Source organism: Sebaldella termitidis ATCC 33386, from assembly GCF_000024405.1.
In the GTDB taxonomy this organism is placed as follows: domain Bacteria; phylum Fusobacteriota; class Fusobacteriia; order Fusobacteriales; family Leptotrichiaceae; genus Sebaldella; species Sebaldella termitidis.
Window position 1 is genome coordinate 2,974,871 of record NC_013517.1, and the last position, 24,707, is coordinate 2,999,577.

Genomic DNA, 24,707 nt, shown 5'->3' on the forward strand with positions numbered 1-24,707 from the left:
TTTTACACAATACATCTTTTCTCCTAATAATTGCTGATAATTTTAGATTTTATCCCTAATTTTCTTAAATATCTGAAATAATTTTTTTCGAGCTCATTATTCGAGCTCAGATTTCCAAAAGTCAGATATACTTTTCCATTATACCCTATCATTCCGATTTTAGCCTTGCATCTTTTGCTCGGCGGCGGTATAAATTCAATTTTTTCTATATATTTTACCATCTCATCGTCTATTTTAAAATCACCCAAGTTTGAAAAGCCTGAAGTATAGCCTCTTTCCCCGTAATAATCAAATATAAACGGAAGAAATAAACGCTTTACAAAGTATGGCACCACGCCTATAAGCTTATTTCTGCTGGGCTTCATAGCCTTATAAATACTTTTGTAAAATTCTTTTTTATTTATTTTTATCTCAAAATAAGTATTTACATATTTTATTATTTCCTCTAGAGTATAATCACCTAATGTGGGATCAATGCTGGGTGTTATATTGATGAAGAAATTTCTGGTTGTTTCATTGTCAAATATTTTTCTCAGGTCTACCGGCACTCCTATAACAATACTTTCTTTTGATGCATTAAAAGTGTCCAGTATGACTTTAAAATATACACTTAATAAGAATTTTCCCGTACTGGTACCGTATTCTTTGGCTGTAGCTCTTATTTCATCAAGTGACATTTCACCTGTAGTAACATAGTAATAGCCTTTTTCCAAAACTTTGTAAGGGAAATGAAAGGCTTTTTTTATAGTTACTTCTTTACTTACTTTTTTCATATATTTCTCATAAAGATTCTCATATTCCGGTTTTTTGGCTTCATCCTTTTCTACCGGCAAATTATACTTCAAAATAAGATATTCTCTCAAAAGATCTCTCAAAAAATCAACTGCTCCCATACCATCAGTCAGAAAGTGAGCTATTTCTATTGATATTTTTTTCTTATAATACAATATTCTCAGAGGTGTCTCTTTCTTTACATATGTACATGGATATGTCATCTCTCTTGAAACAGAAAATTTTTTATTTTTTTGCTGGAGATAATTCCAAAATACTCCCTTTTTCAGTTCAACATTAAAAAAATCATATTTCTCAAGCAGATTATCTGCTGCTTTGATTAGTACTGTTTTTTCTACATTTTCTTTTAAAACAGCCGACAAACGGAAACATGTAGATCGTCCTTCGCTGATAATAGATGAATAAGTCTTGGCGAAAGCATCTAATTTATACCATTTTTTCATTATTTTTCACTTAATTTTACAGATTTTTCGGTACATTTATTTACAGCTTCTATCAGTGCCGCTCTAAAGCCGCCTTTTTCAAGTGCAGCTACTGCTTCTATTGTTGTTCCGCCAGGGGAGCAGACTTCATCTTTCAAAAGGCCCGGATGTTTTTTTGTTTTTCCTATCATGTGTGCAGAACCTGCCACTGCTTCCGAAAGTATTCTGTATGCTTTATCTCTCGGCATACCGTTTAGTACTGCTCCGTCAGCAAGCGCCTCAATAAAGATATCTACTACTGCAGGGATTGAACCGCTTATAGAGGTAAATACATGCATAAGCTTTTCATCTATTTCCTCTGCACCGCCAAAGCCTGTAAGCAATTCCAGAATTTCTGCCTTTTCTTCATGAGTAATATTCTTATTAAATACTACCCCAGTCATTCCTTCCAAAATCTGGGCCGGCATATTCGGCATTGTTCTGATTATTTTTTTATCATTTCCCAGTATTCCTTCTGCTCTATCCACAGAATACCCCGCTGCTATTGTTAAAATTTTCTTTTTTCCATCTATATTAGATTTTATTTTTTCCAGTATTTTATCATAAATATTTGGTTTTACAGCCAGTATTATAAGTTCTGAAGATTCAGCAAGCTTATTTTCATTTTCTGCTGTGCTTACTCCGTATTTCTTTATTAGTGTATCTAATTTTAACTGATCTGGATCATAAATAAATATATCTTCTTTTTTTACTTTTTCAGAAACAATAAATCCTTCCAGAATAGCCTGTCCCATATTTCCGGTACCTATAAATCCTATTTTCATATTATGCTCCTCCTTAGTCTTTATTTAAATATGCTTCCAGAGCCAGCGAAAGCTGATCCGGACACGAGGTAACCTTTGAACCGCAAGGTACTCCTTTTAGTCTTTTCAATGCTTCATGTATATTCATTCCTACAATAAGTCTTGCCATTCCCACAGCACTCCCAGGACATCCTCCTGTTATTTCTACATTTTCTATAATATCATTATCGATTTTTAAAACCATTTCTTTTGCACAAACCTGCTCTGGTATATAAGTAAACATTTTTCCTCCATTTTATTTTTTTCTACTTATAATTTTAACCTATTACCCGCTTATGTGCAAGCAAATTAATTCAAAATATAAAATAACACCGAAAGATCATTACTCGGTGTTATTCCTAAATTCACACAAAAACCTGTTTTTTACAGAATCATTAAGCCTGTTTTTTTAATGATAAAAATTTCTTTACTACATTTGTAGCTGCCTCTGATACCACATTATCAATTGATGTCCCTATTACCAGTATGTTTACCCCTGTATCTTTAAATGCTACATAATTAGTATCATTTATTCCGCCCTCTGCAAGTGTAGGAACTTTTACCGAAGATACCAGTGCCGAAAGTCTCTCTTTAATTACAGGATGTATTTCTCCTGCAGCAGTCCCTTCATAGCTCATTCCTGTCATTAATCCTATCATGTCCACTCCGATTTTCTCCATTTCTTTCGCCGCTTCTGCTACTTCTTCCGGTGTCCTTGCTGATATTCCAAAAGTGTGAAGATCATCCGGATGTCCTATATATGCATCTACTAATAAGCCGTATTTATGTGCATATTTCACCACATCCTTGAGATCCTCAAGGGTAGATTTATGTATGTGTACTCCGTCTGCACCACTCATTGCTATTTTAAAGAAGTCTTCTTCCTTTAATTCCAAAGGCAGTATTTCGGTAAATCCTCCCGGAACACCTACAGTTATATAAATATCTTCTCCAACTACGTTTCTTACTCCCTGTGTTACTTTTAGCATTTCATCAAGCGGTATTTCATGTCTTACCTGTTCTGCAGCATGCATTGTAATTACACCTTTATGTCCTCTTGCCAAGGCCACTGCCGGATGATTAGGTTCCAGAAGTCTCGCACCTCCAGCCACTGCTGCTCTTGCTATTCTTGCATCATCTCCTGTTATTCCCGTGCTTAATATAGTTGTTCCCCCATGTTCTTCTACTGCATCCAATACTTTTTTCAGTGCCTTTCTTCTTTTTTGTTCTGAATCTCCTAAAATCATCTAAATCTCTCCTTTTTATGAATTATTTTTCTTTGCTGCTATTTTATTCGCAAGCGATGTTATCACAAATGCAGATCCTGCTGATATGATCATACTTATCGCAAACCCTGCTACATTATTTGACATAATCGGTGCGAAAATTGACGGCACATAAGCTGTTCCTCTGAGATCGTACATTCCTACCACAATTCCCCCGAGACATCCGGAAATCATTGCACCTGCCATTACAAGCTTATCCGAAAACATAAACGGATATGAAGCTTCTACAAATGTCCCAAAAAAGACATTTATTAAAAGTCCCGGCGTTGCTATTGCTCTGTCACTTTTTTGTCTGGGGAATATTATATTTGCGAGCATTATTCCTGCTGAAACCATTACTAGACCTGTCATATCTATCGCTCCAAGGAAGCTTGTTCCTGTTTTCTCCATTTCTAGCAGTACTATAGGCAGTATTGCAGCGTGATATACTCCCCCTATTATTGCCGGCCAGATCAAAAGACCTGCGATTCCTCCTGCTAAAACAGGACTGATATTCAGCGCCATTTCTATAACCGCTCTTAAACCGTCCCCAAGCCACAGTGCTATCGGAGCTATGAAATAATAAACTACCAGTCCCGAAGCAAGTCCGGAAATTCCTCCTGCTACTATATTTGCAGTCGTAGCGGGAAAATTATAACTAAAGCACAGTTTTATCATATAAAAGCATAATATTCCAGCAAGAATTCCGCCTATCATACCTCCGATTATTCCGCCGTTTACTGATAAAACACCTGCTACTATACCGGAAACTATCCCTACCTCATCAAGACCGGAAACCTGCTTTGCCGCTAAAGCTGCAATAATTACAGGAAGTGCTTTTATTAAAATATCAAATATCTCACTAAGCCCCTTCAAAAACGGAAGTTTGCTTGCTGCGAGCACTAAAGCCATTGTAATGAATCCGGGAATTGCCGCCATCATTACGCCTCTTATATTTATTCTGGAAAATACTCCCTTATCCTCCATTACTCCGTCTCTTTTCCCCGAACCTATTACTGGAGAATATTTTATTTTCCAAAATTTACTTAATGATGTTACAGCTGCTACTGCCCTTGTTCTGTTCGTCGTCCCCGTTGTTCCAGAAGACGATATTACATTAGCGCCCATTGCACTTATTGTTGCCATTGATGTTCCGCCTGTTCCCACTATAGGAATCTTTTTTTCAGCTGCAGCCAGAATAGCACTATTGTTTATTCCGTCAGGGTCACAGCTCATCACTATCAACCCGTCAATTATCCCATCTTTTATTTTTTCTGCCAGTTTTTTATCATATTCCAATGCGTCTTTATTTATTTCAGGAAGTTTCTTCTCTTCACTGGATAATAAAACACCGTTTTCCAAATAAAATAAACTAGCTAAAACATTATCATTTTTATTATCCATAGAAGTCTTAGCCCCTACGAATTCTACATCCTCCAGATTCATGCCTGCTGAATCCAGCTGTACTTTTATTTCCTCAATCATTTTTTCAGGATCTTTTCCGCCGAGGTTATATAAATTTCCTCCGCTGCTTCCTACCACAGCTATTCTTTTCATCTCTTTTCCTCCATAATTTTATGATATCGTTGTCATAATTAATAATAAAAATTTATCAGAATTTTTCCGTATTCTCCTTTCCTGAAAATATTTTTTATCTTGGAGTACTAATTTATCTGCATATATTTTCTAATATAAAATACTATAAAACTAATTTTTTTCTAAAACTTATCATTTTTATATTTACTATTTTGATAAAAAGGATAAAGTATAAATGTCTTAACATCATGTATAGTTCTTCTCAGTAAATATGTTAAAACATTATTCTGCCGGCATTTAAAATTAATATCAGTTTTATTTTTAAAACCTTTGACATCGTTGTCAAAAATTTAAAAAACAAAATTGTAACTTATTTTACGCTGCTTCTTATTACAAGTCTTGTTTTTACTCTTATCTCTTCTTTTTTTAAAGTATTCTGTATGTTTGAAAAATAATCAAAAATAGCTTCTGACATCTTAAAATAATTCTGTTCAATAGTTGTAAGACTTGGATGATAAAATTCCGAAGTGGGTATATTATCAAAACCCATTACTGACACATCTTCTGGCACATTTATCCCTTCTTCCTGAAGAGCTTTATAAACACCAAGGACTTTTTCATCTCCTGAAACAAAGAAAGCTTTTGGAACATTTTTGGATTTTATTCTTTTTTTTGTATATTCATAAGCATCTCTTATATGGGCTATTCCATACTTTACCTTTAATTTCTTTAATTCTGTATTTTTATTTTCATATGCTTTTATAGCACCCTTTTCACGCTCAAGATTAGTAGGAGACTTATTTCCAAGAAGAAGCTCTACAATATCACAGCCTCTTGCCAAAAGATACTCTGTTCCCTCCATCATTGCGGCATAATCATCATTTGTCACATAAGAACTGCTTTCATCATATGCCTTATCAAATATAATATATGGAACATCGCTTGCTTTCAGCAATGCTACCCTTGGATCATCTTTCTTTTCATAAAACACTACTACTCCGTCTAGAAAACCTATTGAAGAATTTAACATTGAAATTTTTTCTATATCCTCGGCATTTGAATATGTTTCCATGAGCAGTGTATATCCCATTTTATTCCCGCGCTCTACAAGTTCGTTTATCAAAATTTCTATCCATTGGGGAACCGGTAAATTTTTATTTTTTAATATGGAAACCAGAATATTTTTTTGTACTTTTTTTCTGAGACTTTGTGCATATATATTTGGTTTATAATTAGTCTCTTTTATTGTTTTCAGTACTTTTTCCTTTGTTTCAGGGGTAACGTGTTCTTCGTTATTAATTACCCGTGACACTGTTTTTGCAGATACTCCGGCTATTTTTGCAAGTTCTTTTATTGTCATCACACTCTCCCATATTCTTTTTCTTTCTTAAACTAAGTTTACCACATTTTTTTCAATTGTCAACGATATCAATTAAAATAAAATTATTTTTTCAAAACTTAATAACATCTTACACAGTAAAATCAATGGCATATATTTAACTATTTATATCAAAAAAAATATTTTTTTAATTTTTTACTACTTTAATATTTATTTCAATTTCTAATTGTATTTATCCTTATAGTGGAAATTCTAATTTAGCTGATTGGAGAAAAAGAGAATAATAAAAAAACAGGTTTTATCATAATAACAGATAAATCCTGAATTTATTATACTTTATACAGACTGATTAAGTAATTTGCCCTGTTTCTTATCTGAAATTCTGTGTCTGTATATAAAAAACAAAGCTATTCCTGTCGCGGCCAGCATGTATAAAATATCCAGAATATCAAAAGTTCCCGGAACGAACCAAAGCTGTCCGATTTCTGTAAGAACACTTCCTATACACGGAATCATAATTAAGAAAATATTTTTTAAATAAAAACTCAGAAACATTGTAAATGAATAAACCCATAAGCAGTCCGGCAGTGAAAACAGTACACTCTCCGGTATGTATTTTCTATAGTAAAAAGTATACTCTCTTAATGAAGAGATAAGCTTATCCAGCTTGAAAAATTCAAACCATCTGAACATAAGAAGAGTATCACTTCTAAATAAAACATATATTACACCGCCAATAAATATTGTTAATATCACATGTATAAAAAATCTCTTCATTTATAAACTCCTGTCTATAATAAATATATAATCCTATCCTGTATGGCTTTCCTGCACCTAGCTTATTAAAATTTTTTAAAATATATTTATTTTTTCAATACTTTTTGTAGATTATACAAGATATTTTCATAATTGTAAATTTTAATTTCTATATTATTTTGAATATTTCCTAAGCTCTTTATCATATTTTTCTCTCTTTAAAAATTGCTTTATGTGTATTACTGCCGTCTTTTCATTTTTAACTTTCATAATTTATTCTCTAATTTTCATCACATAAAAAAACTAGTTTATAACAAAAAGCAGGACTGTTCTTAGTCCTGCATTTTTGTCTGTGATTCTAAGTACGGTTCTATCCCCGTTAAATATCTTTTAGCATCTTCTTTTACATAATAACACCCATGAAATAAATTTACTTTTCCACGCAGTTTTTTCTTCAACTTTTGATATTTTATATTATTTACTCTGTACATTCCTTGTAGGGAAACTACTTTTCCTACATTACTTTTGGAATTATCAAATACTTTTTCTAATAATTCTTCTGAATTTTTTTCCTTTAATATAACATTTAAATATACATCATTAAAATCATATCCTATACTGCCTGCATTTATTAATTTCTCGTATGCCTCTTCTGCTGTTATATTAGAATTGACTAACTCTTCTCTGGATTTATTCCAAACTTCAAAATTAATATTTGAAAGTCCGGCTTGAAAAAATATTACTATACTTGCTAAAATTAACAACTTTCTTTTCATTAATTCCTCCTGAAATAATTTTTTTATTATCAAGCTTCTTCTGTTAAATCATATATTTCAACACCAATTCATTTTTAAAAATTTACAATCCGGGGAGCATTTCCAGAACGGTCATAAAATTTTGCGGTTCCTCCTGATAATTTGAAAATTTTTAAAATACGATTATCTGCTGTTTGAAAACGCTTTTTTAAAACCTGATTATTTGAAATAATCATTTCTTTAGTTGCCATATCTTCTGCAAAGACTGCCTCAGCGTTTATTTGTATCCATGATTGCTGGTCAATCATGGCTGTAAAAGATATAAAAGGATTTTTTTGCAGATCTCTAAAAAGACTGGTTTCTGTGGAAGTACTAAAAAATAAAATTCCGTTATCTTCCATTGCTAATGCAATCGGCCTGTTGTTTGGTCTGTTTTTATCGTCAACTGTTGCTGCGAAAATTACAGGGCTGTTTTTCAATACATTTATTATATTTTCCATTTATTACTCCTTCTCACATTATTTTTTTATAAAATAAGTATAACATAAATTAACAGCATAAAAAATAAAATCGCAAAAACCTTGGATATTAAATGAATAAATTAAATGAAAATTGATCTTAGCTGCCTGCTATAATAATTTCATTTATTTTCCAAAATTAAAAACAAGACCATTAATAATGGTCTTACTCTAAAATCTTTCTCTTAATTCATATTGTTTTCCTTTATCCTCTAAGATATATCCCGAAGAACCACATCCGTATCCTAAAAATACTTTAAAAGGTGGCTTTATCTCTTTTACTATCTTAAAAGTCTTAGCATCTATACCTTCCAGCAATTCTCCTTTATAGTATACATTATCTTTATCTTTACCTAATAAACTGTAATTTACTGCTTCTATCACTTCAAATGTATCATAGTCAGCATTAACTTCTTTTTTGATTACACCGGTGTCTCCAAAATAATAAACTTTGTTATTTTCCTTCAAATATCCTCTATATTTGCAATTCAGGCTAAAACTTAGCTGACCGATCGAAAACAATATTAAAATAATTAAAAACTTACTTTTCATTATTATCTCCTCAAACAATTTTTTTATTATAGAATATTTTTAATAAAACTATTTATATCTGGTCTTATTTGAAATAACTTATTTTTAATATCTTTTCTGTATTATTATTATACCTTATATATATTACTGATTCAAGAGCGAATATTCATTTTATAATAAAAAATGTTATTTGTACTCAGAGAATACAGCTTTATTATAATTTTCACTACTTTTATTTGAAAAATCTAAATTATGAATTATAACCTATGTTTTATTATTTAATATTATGTGTTTTAACTCCTAAAAAAATCCTTGTAATCATAATTCAATAAAGTTTTTTAGTATAAAAGTTTCTCTATCAATGAATGAGCAAAAAAACAATCAACATAAGACGAAAGCTTTAATTGAATTAGTTTTTTGAACATATTAAATTTTTTGCTCTTATAAGAGCCTCCTTTTATTTTACTATTATACCATTCTAAAAAAGTTATGTTCCATTGAATTTGGTATTTCTTTTTTAAAAAGAGGAAATAAAAAAGTAGCAGTATAATATAATACTACTACAAAAATTAATTGAAGAATATTCAAAAAATAAAAAATTTTTATTATATTCCTAGCACATTGTCAATAATAACATTTAATCTTTTTCAAAAATATATATTTTTTATAGGAAATAATTGATATTTTTATAAGAATTGACAGGAAAATAAAGGCTTTACTAGAAGTATCAAACTGCTTAGTACTTTAAACCTTATTCTCAATTTCTCTTTTTCAATTGGATATTCTAAAGATCCAGTTTACTTCTATTTTCTTTGGAAGAACCACTATTCTCATATTTTTCACTATTTTTTCCATTTTGATATAACTGGACTATTTGCTTTTTAAAAACTAACTTATTTATTCTACCTAGTTTAATGTAACCTATCCAGTCATAATCTTTTTTGCTTCAAGACTTTTAGAGTGGTTTATAATATATCTCTTTAATTGATTGTTCTTTAAAAAATAATCCAAATAATTCGTCTGAATCTATAGTCAAATAAAAGCATCTTTTAAAACTGCTTGGTTTATCATTTATATAATCATAAACTACAGCCTCATAGTGATCTGAAACATAACCGGAAACATTTGATTGTAAATTAAAAATTATATTATTACCGATAATATGAATCTTATCATCATATAATACAGCTGTCGGCTTAGGAGTGAAAATCTCTTTTATGCTTATTTGAAAAGAATCAAACCCTATAATTCCTACTCCATCAGTATTGTCATTTTTTTTATAATATAAAGCAAAAATATTTTTCTGAGATTCATAATCAGCTGAATAAACTAACAGAACATTATCTGGTAAATCTTTTTTTGCAATAACTTTTTTAGCCTTTAGATCATATGCCTCAAGTATTACATTATTATCTGTTAAATAAGATATAGTTAATATTGAATCCCTTATTTGAAAATATGTAATACTTTGGTTTAATGGAAAAGATTTATTAGTAAATAAATACTCAATGACAACTTCTTTTGTCTTATCTTCCATATTATAAGATAAGATTTGAGATTTTTTTTCTTGATCATTTGGTACAATATAATATATTTTTGTTTTATCTATTCCAAGATTTCTTAATTGAAAGTTTTTCTCTTCCATTTTTATTTCATTTGTATAAATTACTGAAATTTCTTTTGTTTTTCTATCATATACTTTTAATTGATTTATTTTCGTTTTCTTTGTTGTTTCATGAAATTCAAACCAAGCTACATAATACTCATTTGATACAATATCAGTAATTTGTACATTTTGATCTGCAGTATACACTGTTTCTAAATTCTCTAATGAATCATTTATTGCTATTTTCGAATAATCTTTACTGTAATTAGAAATAAGCACTGTATAGTCTTTTTTATTTGGTATAATTTGTGACGGAAGATTTTTTTCATCATTAAATGTAATAATTTCTTTAGAATTTTTTTGTATTTTTGTTCCTTTCATATTTTTTTCTGAATTTCCACAAGATATATAAGCAAAATTTAAAATTAATAACATAATAAATATTTTCATATCCACTCCTTTAATAGCCCTGTACTTCCTCTCAATAGTTTTTTTTATTTTCTCTAAAATATATAGTGTCTTAACACTACTCTATTTTCATCATTATACATAAAATTATTTTCCTATTCAAATCTAGTTCTTCTTATGTACCTCCTAATTTTTCTATTATAACATGCATATGAAATTTATGAGAAGCTTAAAATAAAAGACCCTCTGAGGCTCTTAAAATATTGTCACAGCACTTTCTCTGCTGAATTACTTACTCTAATGATATTATATATAGTTTGGATTATATTAATTATGATAAACAATAACTACAGAATTTCCGACAACAATAATATGATCAATTATATATTTATATTCCAGCAATCGAACAAGTTGTTTTCCTGCTTCCTCAGAAGTAACTGTCACTGAATAGTAACCTGAGTAACTTATTATATTGAATATTAAAAATAATAAAAAAATGTTTTTTTTCATAATACCTCCTAATTCTTTATTATTATTTTATACCATAATCGTGGCATCTTTGTGAAGGTCAAAAAGCTTAATCACTCAGGTTCGAGATATTTTATTTTTTCAAAAAAATGTCAAAACTCCAGAAATAAAACATAACAAACTATATAAAAAATTCTAACGGCATGGATATATCAAAGAGTCTCAGACATAGAAATACAAGGATTTCTTTTAATACATATTAATATGTAATAAAAAAATGAAAGAAAATACTGTGAATTTATTTGAAAAAAAATAAATTATGAATTATAATCATTATATATAAAACCATAGAAAGGGATGATGTCTTTTGAAAATTATTTTGATTGGTTCCACTGGATTTGTAGGTTCTCATATATTGGAGGAAGCTCTGGAAAGAGGGCATGAAGTTCATGCTATACTAAGAGATATTAATAAAATGACTAAAACACACCCTAATTTATTCCTTATAAAAGCTGATGTAATGGAGGAAGCTGAACTTGAAGATATTTTCAATACAGGCTATGATGCTGTTATAAGTGCATATAACCCCGGATGGTCGAATCCTGATATCTATAATGATTTTATACTTGGTTATAAATCTATACTAAATGCATTGAATGATGCCAAATTAAAGAGAATTATCATTATCGGCGGTGCAGGAAGCCTTATTATGAACGGATCCAAATTAATTGATGATAATAAATTTCCAAAAGCAATATATAACGGTGCCAAGGCTGCCTCTGATCTGTTGGATATACTTTATGCCGAAGAAGATTCTCTTGACTGGACAATGATAAGTCCTGCAATTAATCTTATTGACGGCAAACGCACAAATACTTTCAAACTGGGAAAAGACTCCCCTGTATTTAATTCTGAAAATGAATCAGTTATTTCAGTTCAGGATCTTGCAGCAGCAGCCATTAACGAACTTGAAAAGCCCGAACATATAAGAGAAAGATTTACATTAGGAAGCTGATATTTAATAATTTAGGAGACTGTTTATCTTTTTAGTCTCTTTTTTTATTTTTCAAAAAAAATTAATTTTCAATATTATAATTCTTCATTTAATCATATGAATCATTTACATTGTTAATTCTATTTTATCATTGTATAATTTATTTAGAAGAAAAATATAATTTGTATGTGAACGGAGGAATAAAATGAATGATAAAGATTTCAGAAAAATGATTTTAGATCTCCAGGTCAATGAAATTACAGGCCGGGAAATATACTTACGTTTGTCAAAAAATATAAAAGATCTCCATAACAAGGCTCTTATTCTTGAAATAGCTGATGAGGAGCTGGTTCACTACAATATTTACAAAAGATACACTGCTGAAGATGTGGAACCTGATAAAAAAAAAATTATATTTTATACTATGTTATCAAAAATTTTCGGCTATATTTTTACTATACGTCTGCTCGAACGTGAAGAAGACCGCAGTCTTGAAATTCTGCTTAACCCGGAAATTGCTGATTCTGTTATTGACACCAAGGATATACGCGAACAGGAGGAAGAGCACGAGGAAAGACTTATCTCCATGCTGGATGAAGAAAAAGTAAGCTATATAAGTTCTATTATCTTGGGACTTAATGATGCACTTGTGGAAATAACCGGTTCTCTTGCCGGCTTTACTTTTGCTATGCAAAATACAAGAATTATTGCTTTGTCAGGTCTTATTACCGGTATTGCTGCTTCTCTTTCTATGGCATTTTCACAATATCTCGCTGAAAAATCAGCTGGAAAACATAACTATATAAAAGCCAGCCTTTACACAGGAATCACATATTTTATTACTGTTCTTTTACTTGTTTTCCCATTTTTAATTTTTCCTGATAATATGTACGGCACAGCCTTAGCTCTTACATTATTTGTAGTAATAATTGTAATATTTATTTTTACTTTTTATATTTCCATAGTTAAAAAAGTAAATTTTAGGCAAAGATTTATTGAAATGCTTAGTATCAGCATGGGTGTTACTGTTTTTTCTTTTCTGCTCGGAATTGTTGCAAAAAAACTGCTTGGAATTGATATATAAAAAAATTACAGATACTAGGAAAAATCCTATATCTGTAATTTTTTATTCTTAAAAATATTTTATTAGCAGCAATGCTGTAAGAAGCTTTGTATTTTCCTCGTCAGAAAGCTGCCAGCCGCCTTCTCCCGCTGAATAAACGACTTTTATTTTCTTTTTTCCAGCTGCATACATTCTCATATATCTTGTAAAGTCCTTGACAAATTTATCTGAATCTACTGTTCTCTGGCTCGTACTGCTGATAACATTGGTTTCAATAGGATAGTATATGTCCTTCCCTTCCAGATTCACTGTGAGTTCTATTTCCCCGTTTTTATTTACTTTAGAATCCTTTACTTCAGCCTTTATCAGATCAAAATTAGTTTCTATCATAGAATAGAGCTTGTCATTTATCTCTTCTGCCGATATACTGCTGTCAAATGTTTTTCCTTTATATGTCATTACATTATAAACCTGTCCTATTGCTGTTTGTGTATATTCCTGTTTTATCTCACTGCTTTTTAAATATTCCGTAAGCATACCAATGACATACTTCTCATCTTCTCCTGGTGCTGCAAAACTGAATATTGATAATACTGCTAATAATAAAATAATTTTTTTCAACATAACATAAATCACTCCTTTTTTCAATATTATAATGTTATTGTGTAATCCTATCTCCCTTTTGCAGTTCATTTTTTGAAGATTTTTTCAGCAGCAGACCAATATTTTGTCCTGCTTCTGCGATATCCATACGTTTTCGGAAGCTTTCTATCCCTGCCACAGTATCTTCTGATACTGATCCGTTTAATTTTTTTATAAAAACCTTATCTCCTTTTTTTATTACACCGCGTTTTACCAGGCCGGTTACCACTGTCCCTCTCCCAGTAATAGCAAAAACATCCTCTATCTCCATTTCAAAATTTCCGCTGCTGTAAAAATTATCTGATTCCATTCTATAATTACTGTTTCTTTCATAATTATCCTCTTTATTACTGTTACTTATTGAATTGCTCTTCAAAATAAATGCTAACAGAAAAATTATAATAATAGCCATTAAGATTATTATTACTAATATCATTCATAACTCCCTTCTTTATCTTACAAAGAATCCTCTATATTTTTATTATAATATTTTACAAATACCATCCCGTTCAGTAATTTCAAAAAATTCTGATTATCCATTACCCAGCTTCCATTCTCCAGTTTATATATAAGCTTTATATTCGTCTTTCCAATACTCATGGCATTCATGTCATCAAGTGAATTGCTTATGTACAAAACCGGCTCCAAAGTATCCTGCTGTATTTCCAATATATTTAATACCAAAGGATAAACAAGATTTTTTCCTTCTATTGTTATCGTAAGCTCTATAGTATCAGGAAGCCATTTTATTCCTATAATACTTATTAACAGCTTATCAAAATTTTTCCCCAATGGTTCATTTACCGAATTTATAAGTGCATCTTCGGAAATGCTTGGAACCATACTTTTATTGCCCACGCTCATGACCTTATATATTTCCTGAATACTGGCCTGTATATAAGCTCTTTTTATTTCCTCTCCCTTGACATATTTATTGAAGGAATCTCTTATTGCAGATTTATCATCAGTAAGATGAGTTAACATCTCACTATTTGGAAAATTATTCACTTCCTCGTTTGTAATGATCAGCTGAAGTCTGTTGCTGCTTATCCAGTCAGAAGCAGTTGAAAGCTCGGAAAAAGTCCTTTCCCGCGCGGCATAGCCGGAAAAAACAGAAACTAATAATAATATCACTATATGGATACTCCTCTTCATACTTTATATCTCCTTTTATTTTCTTATTTGACCGTTTCCTCTTATGATATATTTTATTGTAGTCAGCTCTCTTATCCCCATAGGCCCTCTCGAATGAAGTTTTTGTGTACTTATCCCTATTTCTCCGCCGTATCCAAATTCTCCGCCGTCAGTGAATCTTGTCGAAGCATTGATATATACTGCCGCTGAATCTACCTCATTAATAAATTTCTCCGCATTTTCCAGATTTTCTGTTAATATTGCTTCTGAGTGCTGTGTACTGTATTTATCAATATGTGTGATTGCTTCTTCTATATCCTTTACTGTTTTTATCGATAAAATAAGCTCCAGATACTCTGTCTCCCAGTCCTCTTTAGTTGATTTTTTTACTTCTGTCCCGCTTTTCTTTATTATTTCAAAAGCCTTTTCGTCAGCTCTGAGTTCTACTTTATCACCAGCTAAAACCCTGCTTAATTCCGGAAGAAGTTCTTCCGCTGCATTCTCATGGACCAGCAGAGTCTCTATTGTATTACAAGTACTGCATCTTTGAGTTTTTGCATTCTCTATAATAGGTATCGCCTTTTTTATATCTGCACTTTCATCCACAAAAATATGACAAAGCCCTGCTCCTGTTTCTATCACAGGAACTGTTGCATTTCCTATAATAAAATTCTTTAATCCTTTTCCGCCTCTTGGAATTATCACATCTATATATTTATTTAATCTGATAAAATCCTTCACTATTTCTCTGTCAGTATTTTCTATTAACTGTACAGCTCCATCAGGAAGTCCTTGTTTTTTCCCTTCCTCCATAAAAATGTTTTTTAATACTTTATTGGAATTAATCGCATCACTTCCGCCTCTTAAGATAATCGCATTGGAAGACTTCAGTGCCAGTCCTGCCGAATCTATAGTTACATTTGGTCTTGATTCAAATATCATTCCTATTACTCCCAAAGGTACTCTCTGCTTCAAGATCTGCATTCCGTCCGGATGCTTCCAGCCTTCCAGTATTTCACCTACAGGATCTTTGAAATTAGCTATCTCTATAAGGCTTTTAGCCATTCCGTCAATTCTTGAATCTGTCAGCTCAAGTCTGTCAAGAAGAGCACTGCTTATCCCTTTTTCTTTTCCATATTCCAGATCCTTTTTATTTTCAGCCTTTATCAGCTCTCTTTTCTCGATTAAAGCCTTTGCAACTGCTGTTAAAACAGCATTTTTTGTATTTGTATCAATAATTGCCAGTTTTTTTGAAGCTTCTTTAGCTTTTTTCCCCAGCTCCAATATATATTCATTCATAAAACTTCCTCCTATAATATAGTTAGATTATCTATATGTATTACATTATCGTCATATTTATAACCAAGAACATTCTCTATTTCATCGCTTTTGTATCCCCTTATTATATTTATCTCATCTGATGAATAATTAGAAATTCCCTTTGCAATAACATTTCCTTTGGAATTCAAAATCTGAACCACAGTTCCTTTTTCAAATTTACCTTCTATTTTTTTTACCCCTACGGGAAGCAGACTGTTTCCTGATATAATGGCTTTTTCAGCTCCGCTGTCTATGTAGATATTTCCGTTCTTATTCGTACCGTAAGCAAGCCAATATTTTTTTGACTTAATTCTTTTATTACTCTTTACAAACAATGTTCCTACCAGCTCATAATTTACTATTTTATTTATATTTTCCGGCTCACTTCCGCTCGCTATTACCAGATTAGTTCCTATCTTTGTGGCCATTTCCGCTGCAATTATTTTAGTATACATTCCTCCGGTACCAAATTTTGATCCTTCCATACCAGCCATCTTTTTTACATCTTCATCAATCTTGCCTACGAGTTTTATCAGCTTCGCATCATCATATTTCTGAGGATTTTTATTATAAAGTCCTTCTATGTCCGAAAGTATAATAAGCAGGTCGGCATCAATAAGACCCGCGACCAGTGCAGAAAGAGTGTCATTATCTCCTACCTTTATCTCATCAGCTACGACGGCATCATTTTCATTTACCACAGGAATTATTCCCTTTTTCAAAAGATTCAGACTAACATTTCTTGCATTCAAATATCTGTTTCTATCAGAAAAATCAGCCTTCGTAAGTAAAAACTGTGCTATTATTTTATTATATTCCGAAAACAGATTCTGGTATAAATGTGTCAAAGCTACCTGACCCACTGCTGCCACAGCCTGTTTTTCAGTAAGAGTTTTTGGTCTTTCAGACATTTTGAGTCTTCCCATCCCGGCTCCTACCGCCCCTGATGTTACCAATACCACTTCATACCCGTTATTACTAAGCAGGCTTATTTCCCTGACAAGTTTATTTATTTTGTCTATATTCAAATTCCCGTCTTCTTTAGTCAGTGTAGAAGTCCCCACTTTTATTACTATTCTTTTTAATGTCCCTAATAATTCCTTCCTATCCATTTTACACCTCTAAAAAGTAGTTTATGCTTGTATATGTCAACCCTTATTAATAAAGGTTCTGACATGTTTTCGTATATTATATGTATATTATTGTAATGTTTTTAATTTACAATATTATATCATAATTTTACTATATCACAAATAAAAAAGAGCTTTACTGAAGTTAAGAAATAAGATGTGAAGACAAGAGATTAAAATATAAATTAAAAGGACTAAGTCCTGCAGATTACAGAATTTAGTCCTTTAGAGCTCTTAAAACTTCAGATCAATTTGTAAAGCTCATTTTTACTATTTTAGTACTTCAATTTGATAAGTTGCTGCAATATGATGTTCCGTCCGCCTTAAAAATTAGATACCAACCAGTTTCAGAAAAAAGTTTATCTTTATAAATTTCACTATTTTCAAGAGTAATTCCATAATCAATGTTTCTTATATTGGCAACTCTCTTTTTAGTCAAAAGAAATTTTTTCAAAGATTCCAAATGTTCATTTTCTATCATATTTCTCACTCCCTATCACATCTATATCTATAACATTATGTATTATAATTTATAAGTTGTCAATAGCAAATAATTTACCGATCGTACTTTTATTTTTAATTTATATCTTCAAAAGCAATAAAATCAAGTTTTTTTATAATATCAAACTGTTTTTTTCTTAAATTTTTTTCGCATAATTTTATATCCTGCATATCCGGCACCTAAAATGAATATTGCTGCAACAAACATATCCGCAATATATTTCTCTATAAAAACTCTTGCCTGTTCATTTATCGCCACAAGATATCCAAGATAAGAAATAATCATAAATTTGAAGGCTCTTCCTGCAAATGAAGCCCATATGTAATTTCTGAATTTCATCTTTGTTACTCCTGCGGAATAAGTAAATACCTTATATCCTATAGGGAGAAATCCCGATAACAGCAAAGTAAGCACACCGTGTTTTCTAAACTGTTTTTGTGAGATTACCTCCACTTTTCTGAGAAAACGGCTCTTTCCGCTTAATTTTTTCAATACAGGCTTTCCAAAACGAAGACCTGCAAGATAAGCTATCAATGCTCCTATCCATGACCCTACAGATAATAAGATCCAGATAAGCACCCAGATATTTGGGTTAATAAATATTAAATACCACACATAAGCATCCACGGGTACAGGAAGTCCCAAAGACTCAAGTCCTGCCCAGATTCCCACACCCGTAAAGCCTAAATGTTTTAATAATAATATAAAATGTTCCATTTTTCCGCCTCTATTGTTTTTTTACCCATACAGCTGCTTTTCCGGCATTTACCTTAAATTCTGCCTCGCCGTTATCATCTATATGAATTTCATCCTTTATGTTTTCAGTAATTTCATACCATACTTCGCCGGCATGCTCTTTCCCGATGTTTATTTTCTTAGTTCCTTCAGTATGATTTGACAGCAGCATAACCAGTCCCGAACCGGGATGATCTTCATTTCCTTTTCTTACCATTCCTATAAGATTAGGATCATCAAAATAATTTATCTGCTCACCGTAGGCATAGTTTTTTCTAGCATAGAGCAGTTTTTCTATTACCCATCTGTGCGGACTTTCTTTTCCTCCCACACCATAATAGTCTCCGTAAAATATGCACGGATAACCATCGGCTATAAGGAGTATCAATGCATAAGCCAGCGGCTTAAACCAGCTGTCTATCTGTGATTCAAGTGAACTGCCCCATTGTGAATCATGATTGTCCACAAAAGTAACAGAAAATAATTTTTTATTTATTACAAGGGAATTATTAAATACCTCCCTCAAATCATAAGCACTTCCATTTTTCGAGGCTGTAAAAAAATTGAAATGAAGCGGTACATCAAATAGATCTGCCTGATAGTTTACATTATCTAGATATTCCACAATGGATCCCAGATCTCCCTTCCAGTATTCACCCACAGCATAAAAGTCTTCACCTCTTACCTTTCTTACTTCCTTCAAAAACTCTTCTATAAAATTATTATTTATATGCTTTATTGCATCAAGCCTGAAACCGTCCAGATTCAGCTCATTCGCGACCCATACACCCCATCGTTTCATCTCCTCGACTACATCGCCGCGTTCATAATCTATGTTTGCAAACATGAGATAATCATAGTTTCCATTTTCATCATCTACGCCCTGATCCCAGTTTTTACCGTCTCCTGTCATTTTATAAATAGCAGTTTTCTGATTTATATTATTGTAATCAGTTCCGTTAAAATGATACCAATGCCATTTAAAATCTGAGTATTTATTATTTCGTCCGTCAAAATTAAACTTCGTCCAGCCCTCTATTTCATACGGATCAGATATTGCCTTATTTCTGTCATTAGGATCTACTTCCTGAACCATAAATCTTTCCGTCTCATCAGCACCGGCCTTATGGTTCATAACAGCATCCAGATAAACTGATATTTCCCGTTCATGCAGAGCTTCAATTGCTGTTATCAGTTCTTCTTTAGTCCCGTACTTTGTAGCTACGGTTCCTTTCTGGTCAAATTCTCCGAGATCATATAAATCATATGCCCCGTATCCTACATCCAAATCAGAAGTCCCTTTAGTGGCCGGAGGTATCCACACTGCATTTATTCCTATATCTTTTAAATGTTCCGCATCATCTGCCAGACGTTTCCAGTGCTTTTTATCTGCCGGCAGATTCCATTCAAAATATTGAATCATTACTCCATTTTCCATTTTTCCTCCTAAATTTTAATAAGGATTTTTTATATTAAGGATTATACTACTTTTGAAACAAAATTGATATAAAAACTTCAGCAGACAAATGTTGGTTATTGGATTTATAATGAAAAATATACAAGAGATAAAATTATCTGAAAAAATTCAAATTTTACAATATATTTTTTATTATACGAATACAATAATTTGATTTTTTTCTTTCACCCTAATCAAATAATATCAATCTAAATAGTTAATATACAATGATACGATTTCTGATTTAATATTTTATAAAAAGAACTGCTCTGAAAAGAGCAGTTCTTCTATACCTTACATATTCAATACAAAATTTTCTTTACTATTTTTCAAAACTTCATGAGTATACTCTTCTCTCATCTGTGACTGATACATTTTTGCATAAAGCCCGTCTTTTTCCACAAGTTCTTCGTGTGTTCCTCTTTCTACTATATTACCTTTATTCAGAACTATAAGCTGATCTGCATGTTTTACCGTAGAAAGTCTGTGCGCAATAATAAATGTAGTTCTGTTTTGTGATATTACGTTCAAAGCTTTTTGTATCATAATTTCAGTTTCAGTATCAATATTTGCAGTGGCCTCGTCCAGTATTAATATCTCCGGATCATAGACCATTACCCTTGCAAAGGCAATAAGCTGTCTTTCACCAACAGAAAAATTTCTTCCCATATCCTCTACTGACTCGTGTATGCCGTTCGGCTGCTTATCAATAAAGCTCTGTGCGCCTATCTGACTCATTATCTCAAGAACTCTTTCTTCAGTAACATCATTATTATTAAAAGTTATATTTGAAAATAATGTCCCGCTGAAAAGCACAGGATCCTGAAGAACCATTCCCACATGGGCTCTGTAAGTCTGTACAGGATAATCCCTCAAAGATCTTCCGTCTATTACAATATCACCTTTCTGATAGTCATAAAACCTGAGCAGAACATTCATAAGCGAACTTTTCCCGCTTCCTGTATGACCCACGATTCCTATTGTATTCCCGGCAGGTATAATGAGATTTATATTTTTTAAAACATAATTTTCATTATCATAAGCAAAACTAAGATTTTTGAACTCCACATTTCCTTTCAATTCCAGATTTTCAGTACTGAATTCTAATTCCTTAGACGGAACATTCAAAAACATATCAAATATTCTTCTCGCCGAAACAATTGCCCTTTCGAATCTGTTCAAAACCCCGAAAAACCAGAACAACGGTGCAAATGCGCTGTCTACATACTGTACAAACGCAAATACCGTACCTACTGATAAAATCATACTTCCGCTCAAAAATTCCCTTCCAAAATACACAAGTGTCAGTGTAATAGCCAGACGGCGTACAGTATGAGCCATACCGTCAGTATAAAGCGCACTTAACACAGCAAATTTCCTCTTATATTCCAGATAATCATCTGCCAGTACGTCGAATTCTGCTATTGACTCATCCTCATGTGTAAAGGCCTGAACTACTTCTATTCCCTGAAACTGTTCATTCATCATTGCGTTCATATTGGACTGTATTTCCCTTGTTTCCTTAAAGTTTTCCGAAACATATTTTCTGTAAAGATACAGCCAGACTGCAATAATAGGAAGTATCAGCAATGCATAAGATGCAAGCTTTACATTCAGCAGAAACATTGCTATATATATAAAGACTACCTGCACTACAGCCTTAACTATTTCCAGAAGTGTATTTTCATATAATCCAAATATTGCATTACTGTCGTGAACAATATAAGATACCACCTTTCCGTCAGGATAATCGCTGAAATACTGTACAGGAAGCTTCTGAAGCTGCTTGAATGCATCTTTCCTCAGATCAAACACTACCTTTGTTGCCAGTATTCTCAGGCTGTATCCGCATGTGTACATAAGACATGCAGCAGCCATATACAGTATAAAAATTGACAGTACCGCAAGTGTTGCCGATCCGACATACGGTTCATAAAAATTCCACACTTCATCTTTTGTAAGTATATTAAATCCGACATTACTTTCTTTATTATTTATAAAAAGTCTGTTATCCTTTATTTCTGCTTTCTCATCTGCAATATCAGAATTTATAAGCACATATCCTTCCTTAGTCAGAATTATGCTGTTTTTTTCTAATATATTAAGCTTACTGTTTTCCTCAATTCTGGTATAATATTTCCCCTTATAAAAAACTGATTTTTTTTCATCCTGTATTGTATTACTTACTGAAACAGGTCTGAACATCCCCATAATATATTTATCTATAATTATCTTTGTCATCATTGTTCCCACTATAAATATAGTAGTGGAAAGCATTAAGGCAAAAAGACTGTAAAATAAAAATCTTTTATATGGTTTTGTATAGGCCCACAGCTGTTTCCATATATACATTATTCCACCTCCTCTGATTCCTGAGTTGTCATTGTATTTTGCTCCATAAACTGATCATAATACCAGCCCCTAAGCTCCATGAGCTCTTCGTGAGTCCCTTTCTCCACTATAGTACCTTCCTGAAGAACAATTATGTAGTTCGCATCCCTTACTGCCGATAATCTGTGAGCCACTATAATTTTTATCATCTCCGGATAATATTCCGCAATATTTCTGATTATATTTTCTTCCGTTTTCCCGTCAACGGCTGATAATGAATCATCCAGAATCAAAACATTCCCGGCTCTCACAAAGGCCCTCGCCAGAGACAGTCTCTGCTTCTGCCCACCTGAAAGCATAACTCCCGATTCACCGGTTACTGTTTCAAGACCGTTTGTTAATGTTCCTATATCCTTTGTAAAATCTGCATGCTCTATAGCTGCCATTATATCTTCACGGGAAGCATTCATATTTCCTAATCTGATATTTTCATAAACGGTTTTTGAAAAGACAATATGCTCCTGAGGCACATAAGCTATATGTTCTCTTATATTTTCCGCATTATACTCCGATATGCCGCAGTTATTTATCAGAATTTTTCCTTCTCCTAATTTATACTGACGTAAAAGCTGACGAATAATAGTAGTTTTCCCACTTCCTGTTGTCCCCACTATTCCCAGTGTTTCACCGGTTTTTACAGCTATACTGAATGAATTAAGGCTTTTTACCTGAGAACCTGGATAAGAAAAACTGTAATTATCAAATTCTATACTTTCGATTTTCTCCAGACTCAAAGGATTTTCCGGAATAATTATATCACTTTCTTCATTATAGACAGCATCTATTCTTTCATAAGACCCGCTGCCTCTCTGTAATGTGTTAATAAAAGCACCAAGTGCGAAAACAGGCCATTCCAGCATCATTACATAAACAAAATACGTAACCAGTTTACCTGTTGTCATATTGCTTTTGAATACATCCATAATTCCAAAATAGATTGCAAGTGTGGCAGCAATAGTAAATACACCTATAAATAAAGGCTCATACAGTGAAATAATCTTTGAAAAAGCTATACTTTTATCATAAGTTACCTGTGATTTTGAAAGAAGCTTTTCTATATCTTCTCTTTCTTTTGCATATGCTCTTATTACTCTTACTCCTACTATGGATTCAAGCACACTATTACTCAGAACACTCGTAGACTGCTGTCTTTCCTCATAAAGTTTCTCTATTGTTTTCTCCAGTTTATCTACACCAAATGGTATTATAAGAATGGGAATCAAAACAATTATAGAAATTTTCGGATTAATAACAAACATACTGGAAATGAGCAGTGTCAGATAAAGTGAAGCTTCAGCCAGCATCAAAAATCCAAAATCCACTGCTTCGCTTACAGCATTGACATCCTCTGTTGCTCTGGACATAAGGTCACCTGTCTGATACTTCTTAAAAAATTTTCCGTCCATTCTGATAATATGTCTAAAAAATTTCTTTAGTACTTTAAAAGAAAGAATATTGGCATTCTGAATAAAAATATAGTTCCATATACCTGTCGTAATATAACCTATTACTATTATGGAAACTAATACTATTGTTATCTGTGTCAGTTTTGACCCTGTGAGCGTTCTCATTGTCATCTGATCTATTGTATATCCTGTGATCCATGGAACAATCAATGAAAATACGTCTCCTATCAGCAGCATTAAAAGCACTAACAGATATCTCCATTTCATCTCTTTTATGAACCAGCCCAGCTGCCTAAATATTTTTATCATTTCTTTTCTCCTCCTTAAAACAATATTTTATTTTTTGCCTTTATTCTCTCTTTTTAGCACTCACTCCCATCTATAATTTCTAATTTATTAAAATTTTTATAATAAAAAAAGTAAGGTTTAGCACCCTACTAAAATTTTATTGCCTGTTTTTAAATAAAACTTTGAGCTGCGCCTCTAAAATAGAGGCTGCATACCCCTATTTATATATGAGAACAAAGGCTCAACACTGATACGTCTGCTTTTGTTCTGTTTGTATTTGATTTTTTTCCCGCAAATAATTTAATATCCATGTTCTCACCTTCTTTCTTTATAATTTTAAAATTTATCTCCCAAAATCTTAACATATACATATCTGTGATGTCAAGGTTTTTTTATTGTTTTTAAAGG

At 32.0% G+C, this 24,707-nt stretch carries 24 protein-coding genes; 2 read left to right on the forward strand and 22 right to left on the reverse strand.

From position 1 onward, the window contains the following. Nucleotides 1–23: 23 nt before the first annotated feature. From STERM_RS13720 to STERM_RS13775, 12 genes are all read right to left on the reverse strand, one after another. On the reverse strand, nt 24–1,235 hold the full coding sequence (locus tag STERM_RS13720) for a hypothetical protein (RefSeq protein WP_012862225.1): 1,212 nt from the start codon (nt 1,233–1,235) through the stop codon (nt 24–26). Beyond that, nucleotides 1,235–2,038 carry a pyrroline-5-carboxylate reductase gene (gene proC / locus STERM_RS13725; RefSeq protein ID WP_012862226.1) on the reverse strand — a complete coding sequence of 268 codons (804 nt, stop codon included), beginning with the start codon at nt 2,036–2,038 and terminating at the stop codon, nt 1,235–1,237. The genes STERM_RS13720 and proC overlap by 1 nt, the downstream gene beginning before the upstream one ends. 13 nt (nt 2,039–2,051) lie before the next feature. After that, nucleotides 2,052–2,300, reverse strand: coding sequence for a TIGR03905 family TSCPD domain-containing protein (locus STERM_RS13730; RefSeq protein ID WP_012862227.1), 249 nt, complete (start codon nt 2,298–2,300; stop codon nt 2,052–2,054). Between the two features lie 151 nt (nt 2,301–2,451). Beyond that, the gene (locus tag STERM_RS13735; protein ID WP_012862228.1) at nt 2,452–3,303 is read right to left on the reverse strand and encodes a HisA/HisF-related TIM barrel protein; all 852 of its coding nucleotides are present in this window, start codon (nt 3,301–3,303) and stop codon (nt 2,452–2,454) included. A 15-nt stretch (nt 3,304–3,318) separates the two neighbouring features. Beyond that, on the reverse strand, nt 3,319–4,878 hold the full coding sequence (locus STERM_RS13740; RefSeq protein ID WP_012862229.1) for a PTS sugar transporter: 1,560 nt from the start codon (nt 4,876–4,878) through the stop codon (nt 3,319–3,321). 349 nt (nt 4,879–5,227) lie between these two features. After that, nucleotides 5,228–6,217 (reverse strand): LacI family DNA-binding transcriptional regulator, encoded by a 990-nt coding sequence (locus STERM_RS13745; protein ID WP_012862230.1) that lies wholly within the window; start codon nt 6,215–6,217, stop codon nt 5,228–5,230. 315 nt (nt 6,218–6,532) lie between these two features. Next, nucleotides 6,533–6,973, reverse strand: coding sequence for a hypothetical protein (locus tag STERM_RS13750; RefSeq protein WP_012862231.1), 441 nt, complete (start codon nt 6,971–6,973; stop codon nt 6,533–6,535). A 311-nt stretch (nt 6,974–7,284) separates the two neighbouring features. Further along, a complete protein-coding gene (locus STERM_RS13755; RefSeq protein ID WP_012862232.1) occupies nt 7,285–7,728 on the reverse strand; it encodes a hypothetical protein in 444 nt (147 codons plus the stop codon). 74 nt (nt 7,729–7,802) lie between these two features. After that, nucleotides 7,803–8,207, reverse strand: a complete 405-nt coding sequence (locus tag STERM_RS13760) for a pyridoxamine 5'-phosphate oxidase family protein (RefSeq protein WP_012862233.1) — start codon at nt 8,205–8,207, stop codon at nt 7,803–7,805. Between the two features lie 189 nt (nt 8,208–8,396). After that, nucleotides 8,397–8,777 carry a DKNYY domain-containing protein gene (locus STERM_RS13765; protein ID WP_012862234.1) on the reverse strand — a complete coding sequence of 127 codons (381 nt, stop codon included), beginning with the start codon at nt 8,775–8,777 and terminating at the stop codon, nt 8,397–8,399. A gap of 934 nt (nt 8,778–9,711) precedes the next feature. Beyond that, nucleotides 9,712–10,812: a hypothetical protein gene (locus STERM_RS13770; protein WP_012862235.1), complete on the reverse strand. Its 1,101-nt coding sequence runs from the start codon at nt 10,810–10,812 to the stop codon at nt 9,712–9,714. A 285-nt stretch (nt 10,813–11,097) separates the two neighbouring features. Continuing rightward, entirely contained in the window at nt 11,098–11,280 is a 183-nt protein-coding gene (locus STERM_RS13775; RefSeq protein WP_012862236.1) for a hypothetical protein, read from the reverse strand. A gap of 325 nt (nt 11,281–11,605) precedes the next feature. Here STERM_RS13775 and STERM_RS13780 point away from each other — a divergent pair, with 325 nt between their 5' ends. Together STERM_RS13780 and STERM_RS13785 are read left to right on the forward strand one after the other, a co-directional pair. Next, entirely contained in the window at nt 11,606–12,253 is a 648-nt protein-coding gene (locus STERM_RS13780) for an NAD(P)-dependent oxidoreductase (RefSeq protein ID WP_012862237.1), read from the forward strand. Nucleotides 12,254–12,437: 184 nt separating this feature from the next. Next, entirely contained in the window at nt 12,438–13,316 is an 879-nt protein-coding gene (locus STERM_RS13785) for a VIT1/CCC1 transporter family protein (RefSeq protein ID WP_012862238.1), read from the forward strand. A gap of 48 nt (nt 13,317–13,364) precedes the next feature. Here the strand turns inward: STERM_RS13785 and STERM_RS13790 are convergent, their stop codons facing one another. The 10 genes from STERM_RS13790 to STERM_RS13835 all read right to left on the reverse strand — a co-directional run bounded on the left by STERM_RS13790 (nt 13,365) and on the right by STERM_RS13835 (nt 24,320). Next, a complete protein-coding gene (locus tag STERM_RS13790; protein ID WP_012862239.1) occupies nt 13,365–13,919 on the reverse strand; it encodes a hypothetical protein in 555 nt (184 codons plus the stop codon). A gap of 34 nt (nt 13,920–13,953) precedes the next feature. Next, nucleotides 13,954–14,373 carry an EF-Tu/IF-2/RF-3 family GTPase gene (locus STERM_RS13795; RefSeq protein ID WP_012862240.1) on the reverse strand — a complete coding sequence of 140 codons (420 nt, stop codon included), beginning with the start codon at nt 14,371–14,373 and terminating at the stop codon, nt 13,954–13,956. A gap of 20 nt (nt 14,374–14,393) precedes the next feature. Continuing rightward, nucleotides 14,394–15,092 (reverse strand): hypothetical protein, encoded by a 699-nt coding sequence (locus STERM_RS13800; protein WP_012862241.1) that lies wholly within the window; start codon nt 15,090–15,092, stop codon nt 14,394–14,396. A gap of 15 nt (nt 15,093–15,107) precedes the next feature. Then, a complete protein-coding gene (locus tag STERM_RS13805) occupies nt 15,108–16,370 on the reverse strand; it encodes a glutamate-5-semialdehyde dehydrogenase (RefSeq protein ID WP_012862242.1) in 1,263 nt (420 codons plus the stop codon). Nucleotides 16,371–16,381: 11 nt separating this feature from the next. Further along, on the reverse strand, nt 16,382–17,503 hold the full coding sequence (proB, locus tag STERM_RS13810; RefSeq protein WP_012862243.1) for a glutamate 5-kinase: 1,122 nt from the start codon (nt 17,501–17,503) through the stop codon (nt 16,382–16,384). A gap of 301 nt (nt 17,504–17,804) precedes the next feature. Continuing rightward, nucleotides 17,805–18,002: a hypothetical protein gene (locus tag STERM_RS13815; protein WP_012862244.1), complete on the reverse strand. Its 198-nt coding sequence runs from the start codon at nt 18,000–18,002 to the stop codon at nt 17,805–17,807. A gap of 141 nt (nt 18,003–18,143) precedes the next feature. Next, nucleotides 18,144–18,740: a YqaA family protein gene (locus STERM_RS13820; protein WP_012862245.1), complete on the reverse strand. Its 597-nt coding sequence runs from the start codon at nt 18,738–18,740 to the stop codon at nt 18,144–18,146. A 10-nt stretch (nt 18,741–18,750) separates the two neighbouring features. Next, complete coding sequence (locus STERM_RS13825) at nt 18,751–20,196, reverse strand: alpha-amylase (protein WP_012862246.1); 1,446 nt, start codon at nt 20,194–20,196, stop codon at nt 18,751–18,753. 312 nt (nt 20,197–20,508) lie between these two features. Continuing rightward, the gene (locus tag STERM_RS13830) at nt 20,509–22,566 is read right to left on the reverse strand and encodes an ABC transporter ATP-binding protein (RefSeq protein ID WP_012862247.1); all 2,058 of its coding nucleotides are present in this window, start codon (nt 22,564–22,566) and stop codon (nt 20,509–20,511) included. Continuing rightward, a complete protein-coding gene (locus STERM_RS13835; protein ID WP_012862248.1) occupies nt 22,566–24,320 on the reverse strand; it encodes an ABC transporter ATP-binding protein in 1,755 nt (584 codons plus the stop codon). The genes STERM_RS13830 and STERM_RS13835 overlap by 1 nt, the downstream gene beginning before the upstream one ends. Nucleotides 24,321–24,707 lie beyond the last annotated feature (387 nt).

Bases quoted from the DNA above. Each gene is read 5' to 3' on its own strand.
- STERM_RS13720 (WP_012862225.1), bottom strand. From the start codon at position 1,235: ATGAAAAAATGGTATAAATTAGATGCTTTCGCCAAGACTTATTCATCT.
- proC (WP_012862226.1), bottom strand. From the start codon at position 2,038: ATGAAAATAGGATTTATAGGTACCGGAAATATGGGACAGGCTATTCTG.
- STERM_RS13730 (WP_012862227.1), bottom strand. From the start codon at position 2,300: ATGTTTACTTATATACCAGAGCAGGTTTGTGCAAAAGAAATGGTTTTA.
- STERM_RS13735 (WP_012862228.1), bottom strand. From the start codon at position 3,303: ATGATTTTAGGAGATTCAGAACAAAAAAGAAGAAAGGCACTGAAAAAA.
- STERM_RS13740 (WP_012862229.1), bottom strand. From the start codon at position 4,878: ATGAAAAGAATAGCTGTGGTAGGAAGCAGCGGAGGAAATTTATATAAC.
- STERM_RS13745 (WP_012862230.1), bottom strand. From the start codon at position 6,217: ATGACAATAAAAGAACTTGCAAAAATAGCCGGAGTATCTGCAAAAACA.
- STERM_RS13750 (WP_012862231.1), bottom strand. From the start codon at position 6,973: ATGAAGAGATTTTTTATACATGTGATATTAACAATATTTATTGGCGGT.
- STERM_RS13755 (WP_012862232.1), bottom strand. From the start codon at position 7,728: ATGAAAAGAAAGTTGTTAATTTTAGCAAGTATAGTAATATTTTTTCAA.
- STERM_RS13760 (WP_012862233.1), bottom strand. From the start codon at position 8,207: ATGGAAAATATAATAAATGTATTGAAAAACAGCCCTGTAATTTTCGCA.
- STERM_RS13765 (WP_012862234.1), bottom strand. From the start codon at position 8,777: ATGAAAAGTAAGTTTTTAATTATTTTAATATTGTTTTCGATCGGTCAG.
- STERM_RS13770 (WP_012862235.1), bottom strand. From the start codon at position 10,812: ATGAAAATATTTATTATGTTATTAATTTTAAATTTTGCTTATATATCT.
- STERM_RS13775 (WP_012862236.1), bottom strand. From the start codon at position 11,280: ATGAAAAAAAACATTTTTTTATTATTTTTAATATTCAATATAATAAGT.
- STERM_RS13785 (WP_012862238.1), top strand. From the start codon at position 12,438: ATGAATGATAAAGATTTCAGAAAAATGATTTTAGATCTCCAGGTCAAT.
- STERM_RS13790 (WP_012862239.1), bottom strand. From the start codon at position 13,919: ATGTTGAAAAAAATTATTTTATTATTAGCAGTATTATCAATATTCAGT.
- STERM_RS13795 (WP_012862240.1), bottom strand. From the start codon at position 14,373: ATGATATTAGTAATAATAATCTTAATGGCTATTATTATAATTTTTCTG.
- STERM_RS13800 (WP_012862241.1), bottom strand. From the start codon at position 15,092: ATGAAGAGGAGTATCCATATAGTGATATTATTATTAGTTTCTGTTTTT.
- STERM_RS13805 (WP_012862242.1), bottom strand. From the start codon at position 16,370: ATGAATGAATATATATTGGAGCTGGGGAAAAAAGCTAAAGAAGCTTCA.
- proB (WP_012862243.1), bottom strand. From the start codon at position 17,503: ATGGATAGGAAGGAATTATTAGGGACATTAAAAAGAATAGTAATAAAA.
- STERM_RS13815 (WP_012862244.1), bottom strand. From the start codon at position 18,002: ATGATAGAAAATGAACATTTGGAATCTTTGAAAAAATTTCTTTTGACT.
- STERM_RS13820 (WP_012862245.1), bottom strand. From the start codon at position 18,740: ATGGAACATTTTATATTATTATTAAAACATTTAGGCTTTACGGGTGTG.
- STERM_RS13825 (WP_012862246.1), bottom strand. From the start codon at position 20,196: ATGGAAAATGGAGTAATGATTCAATATTTTGAATGGAATCTGCCGGCA.
- STERM_RS13830 (WP_012862247.1), bottom strand. From the start codon at position 22,566: ATGTATATATGGAAACAGCTGTGGGCCTATACAAAACCATATAAAAGA.
- STERM_RS13835 (WP_012862248.1), bottom strand. From the start codon at position 24,320: ATGATAAAAATATTTAGGCAGCTGGGCTGGTTCATAAAAGAGATGAAA.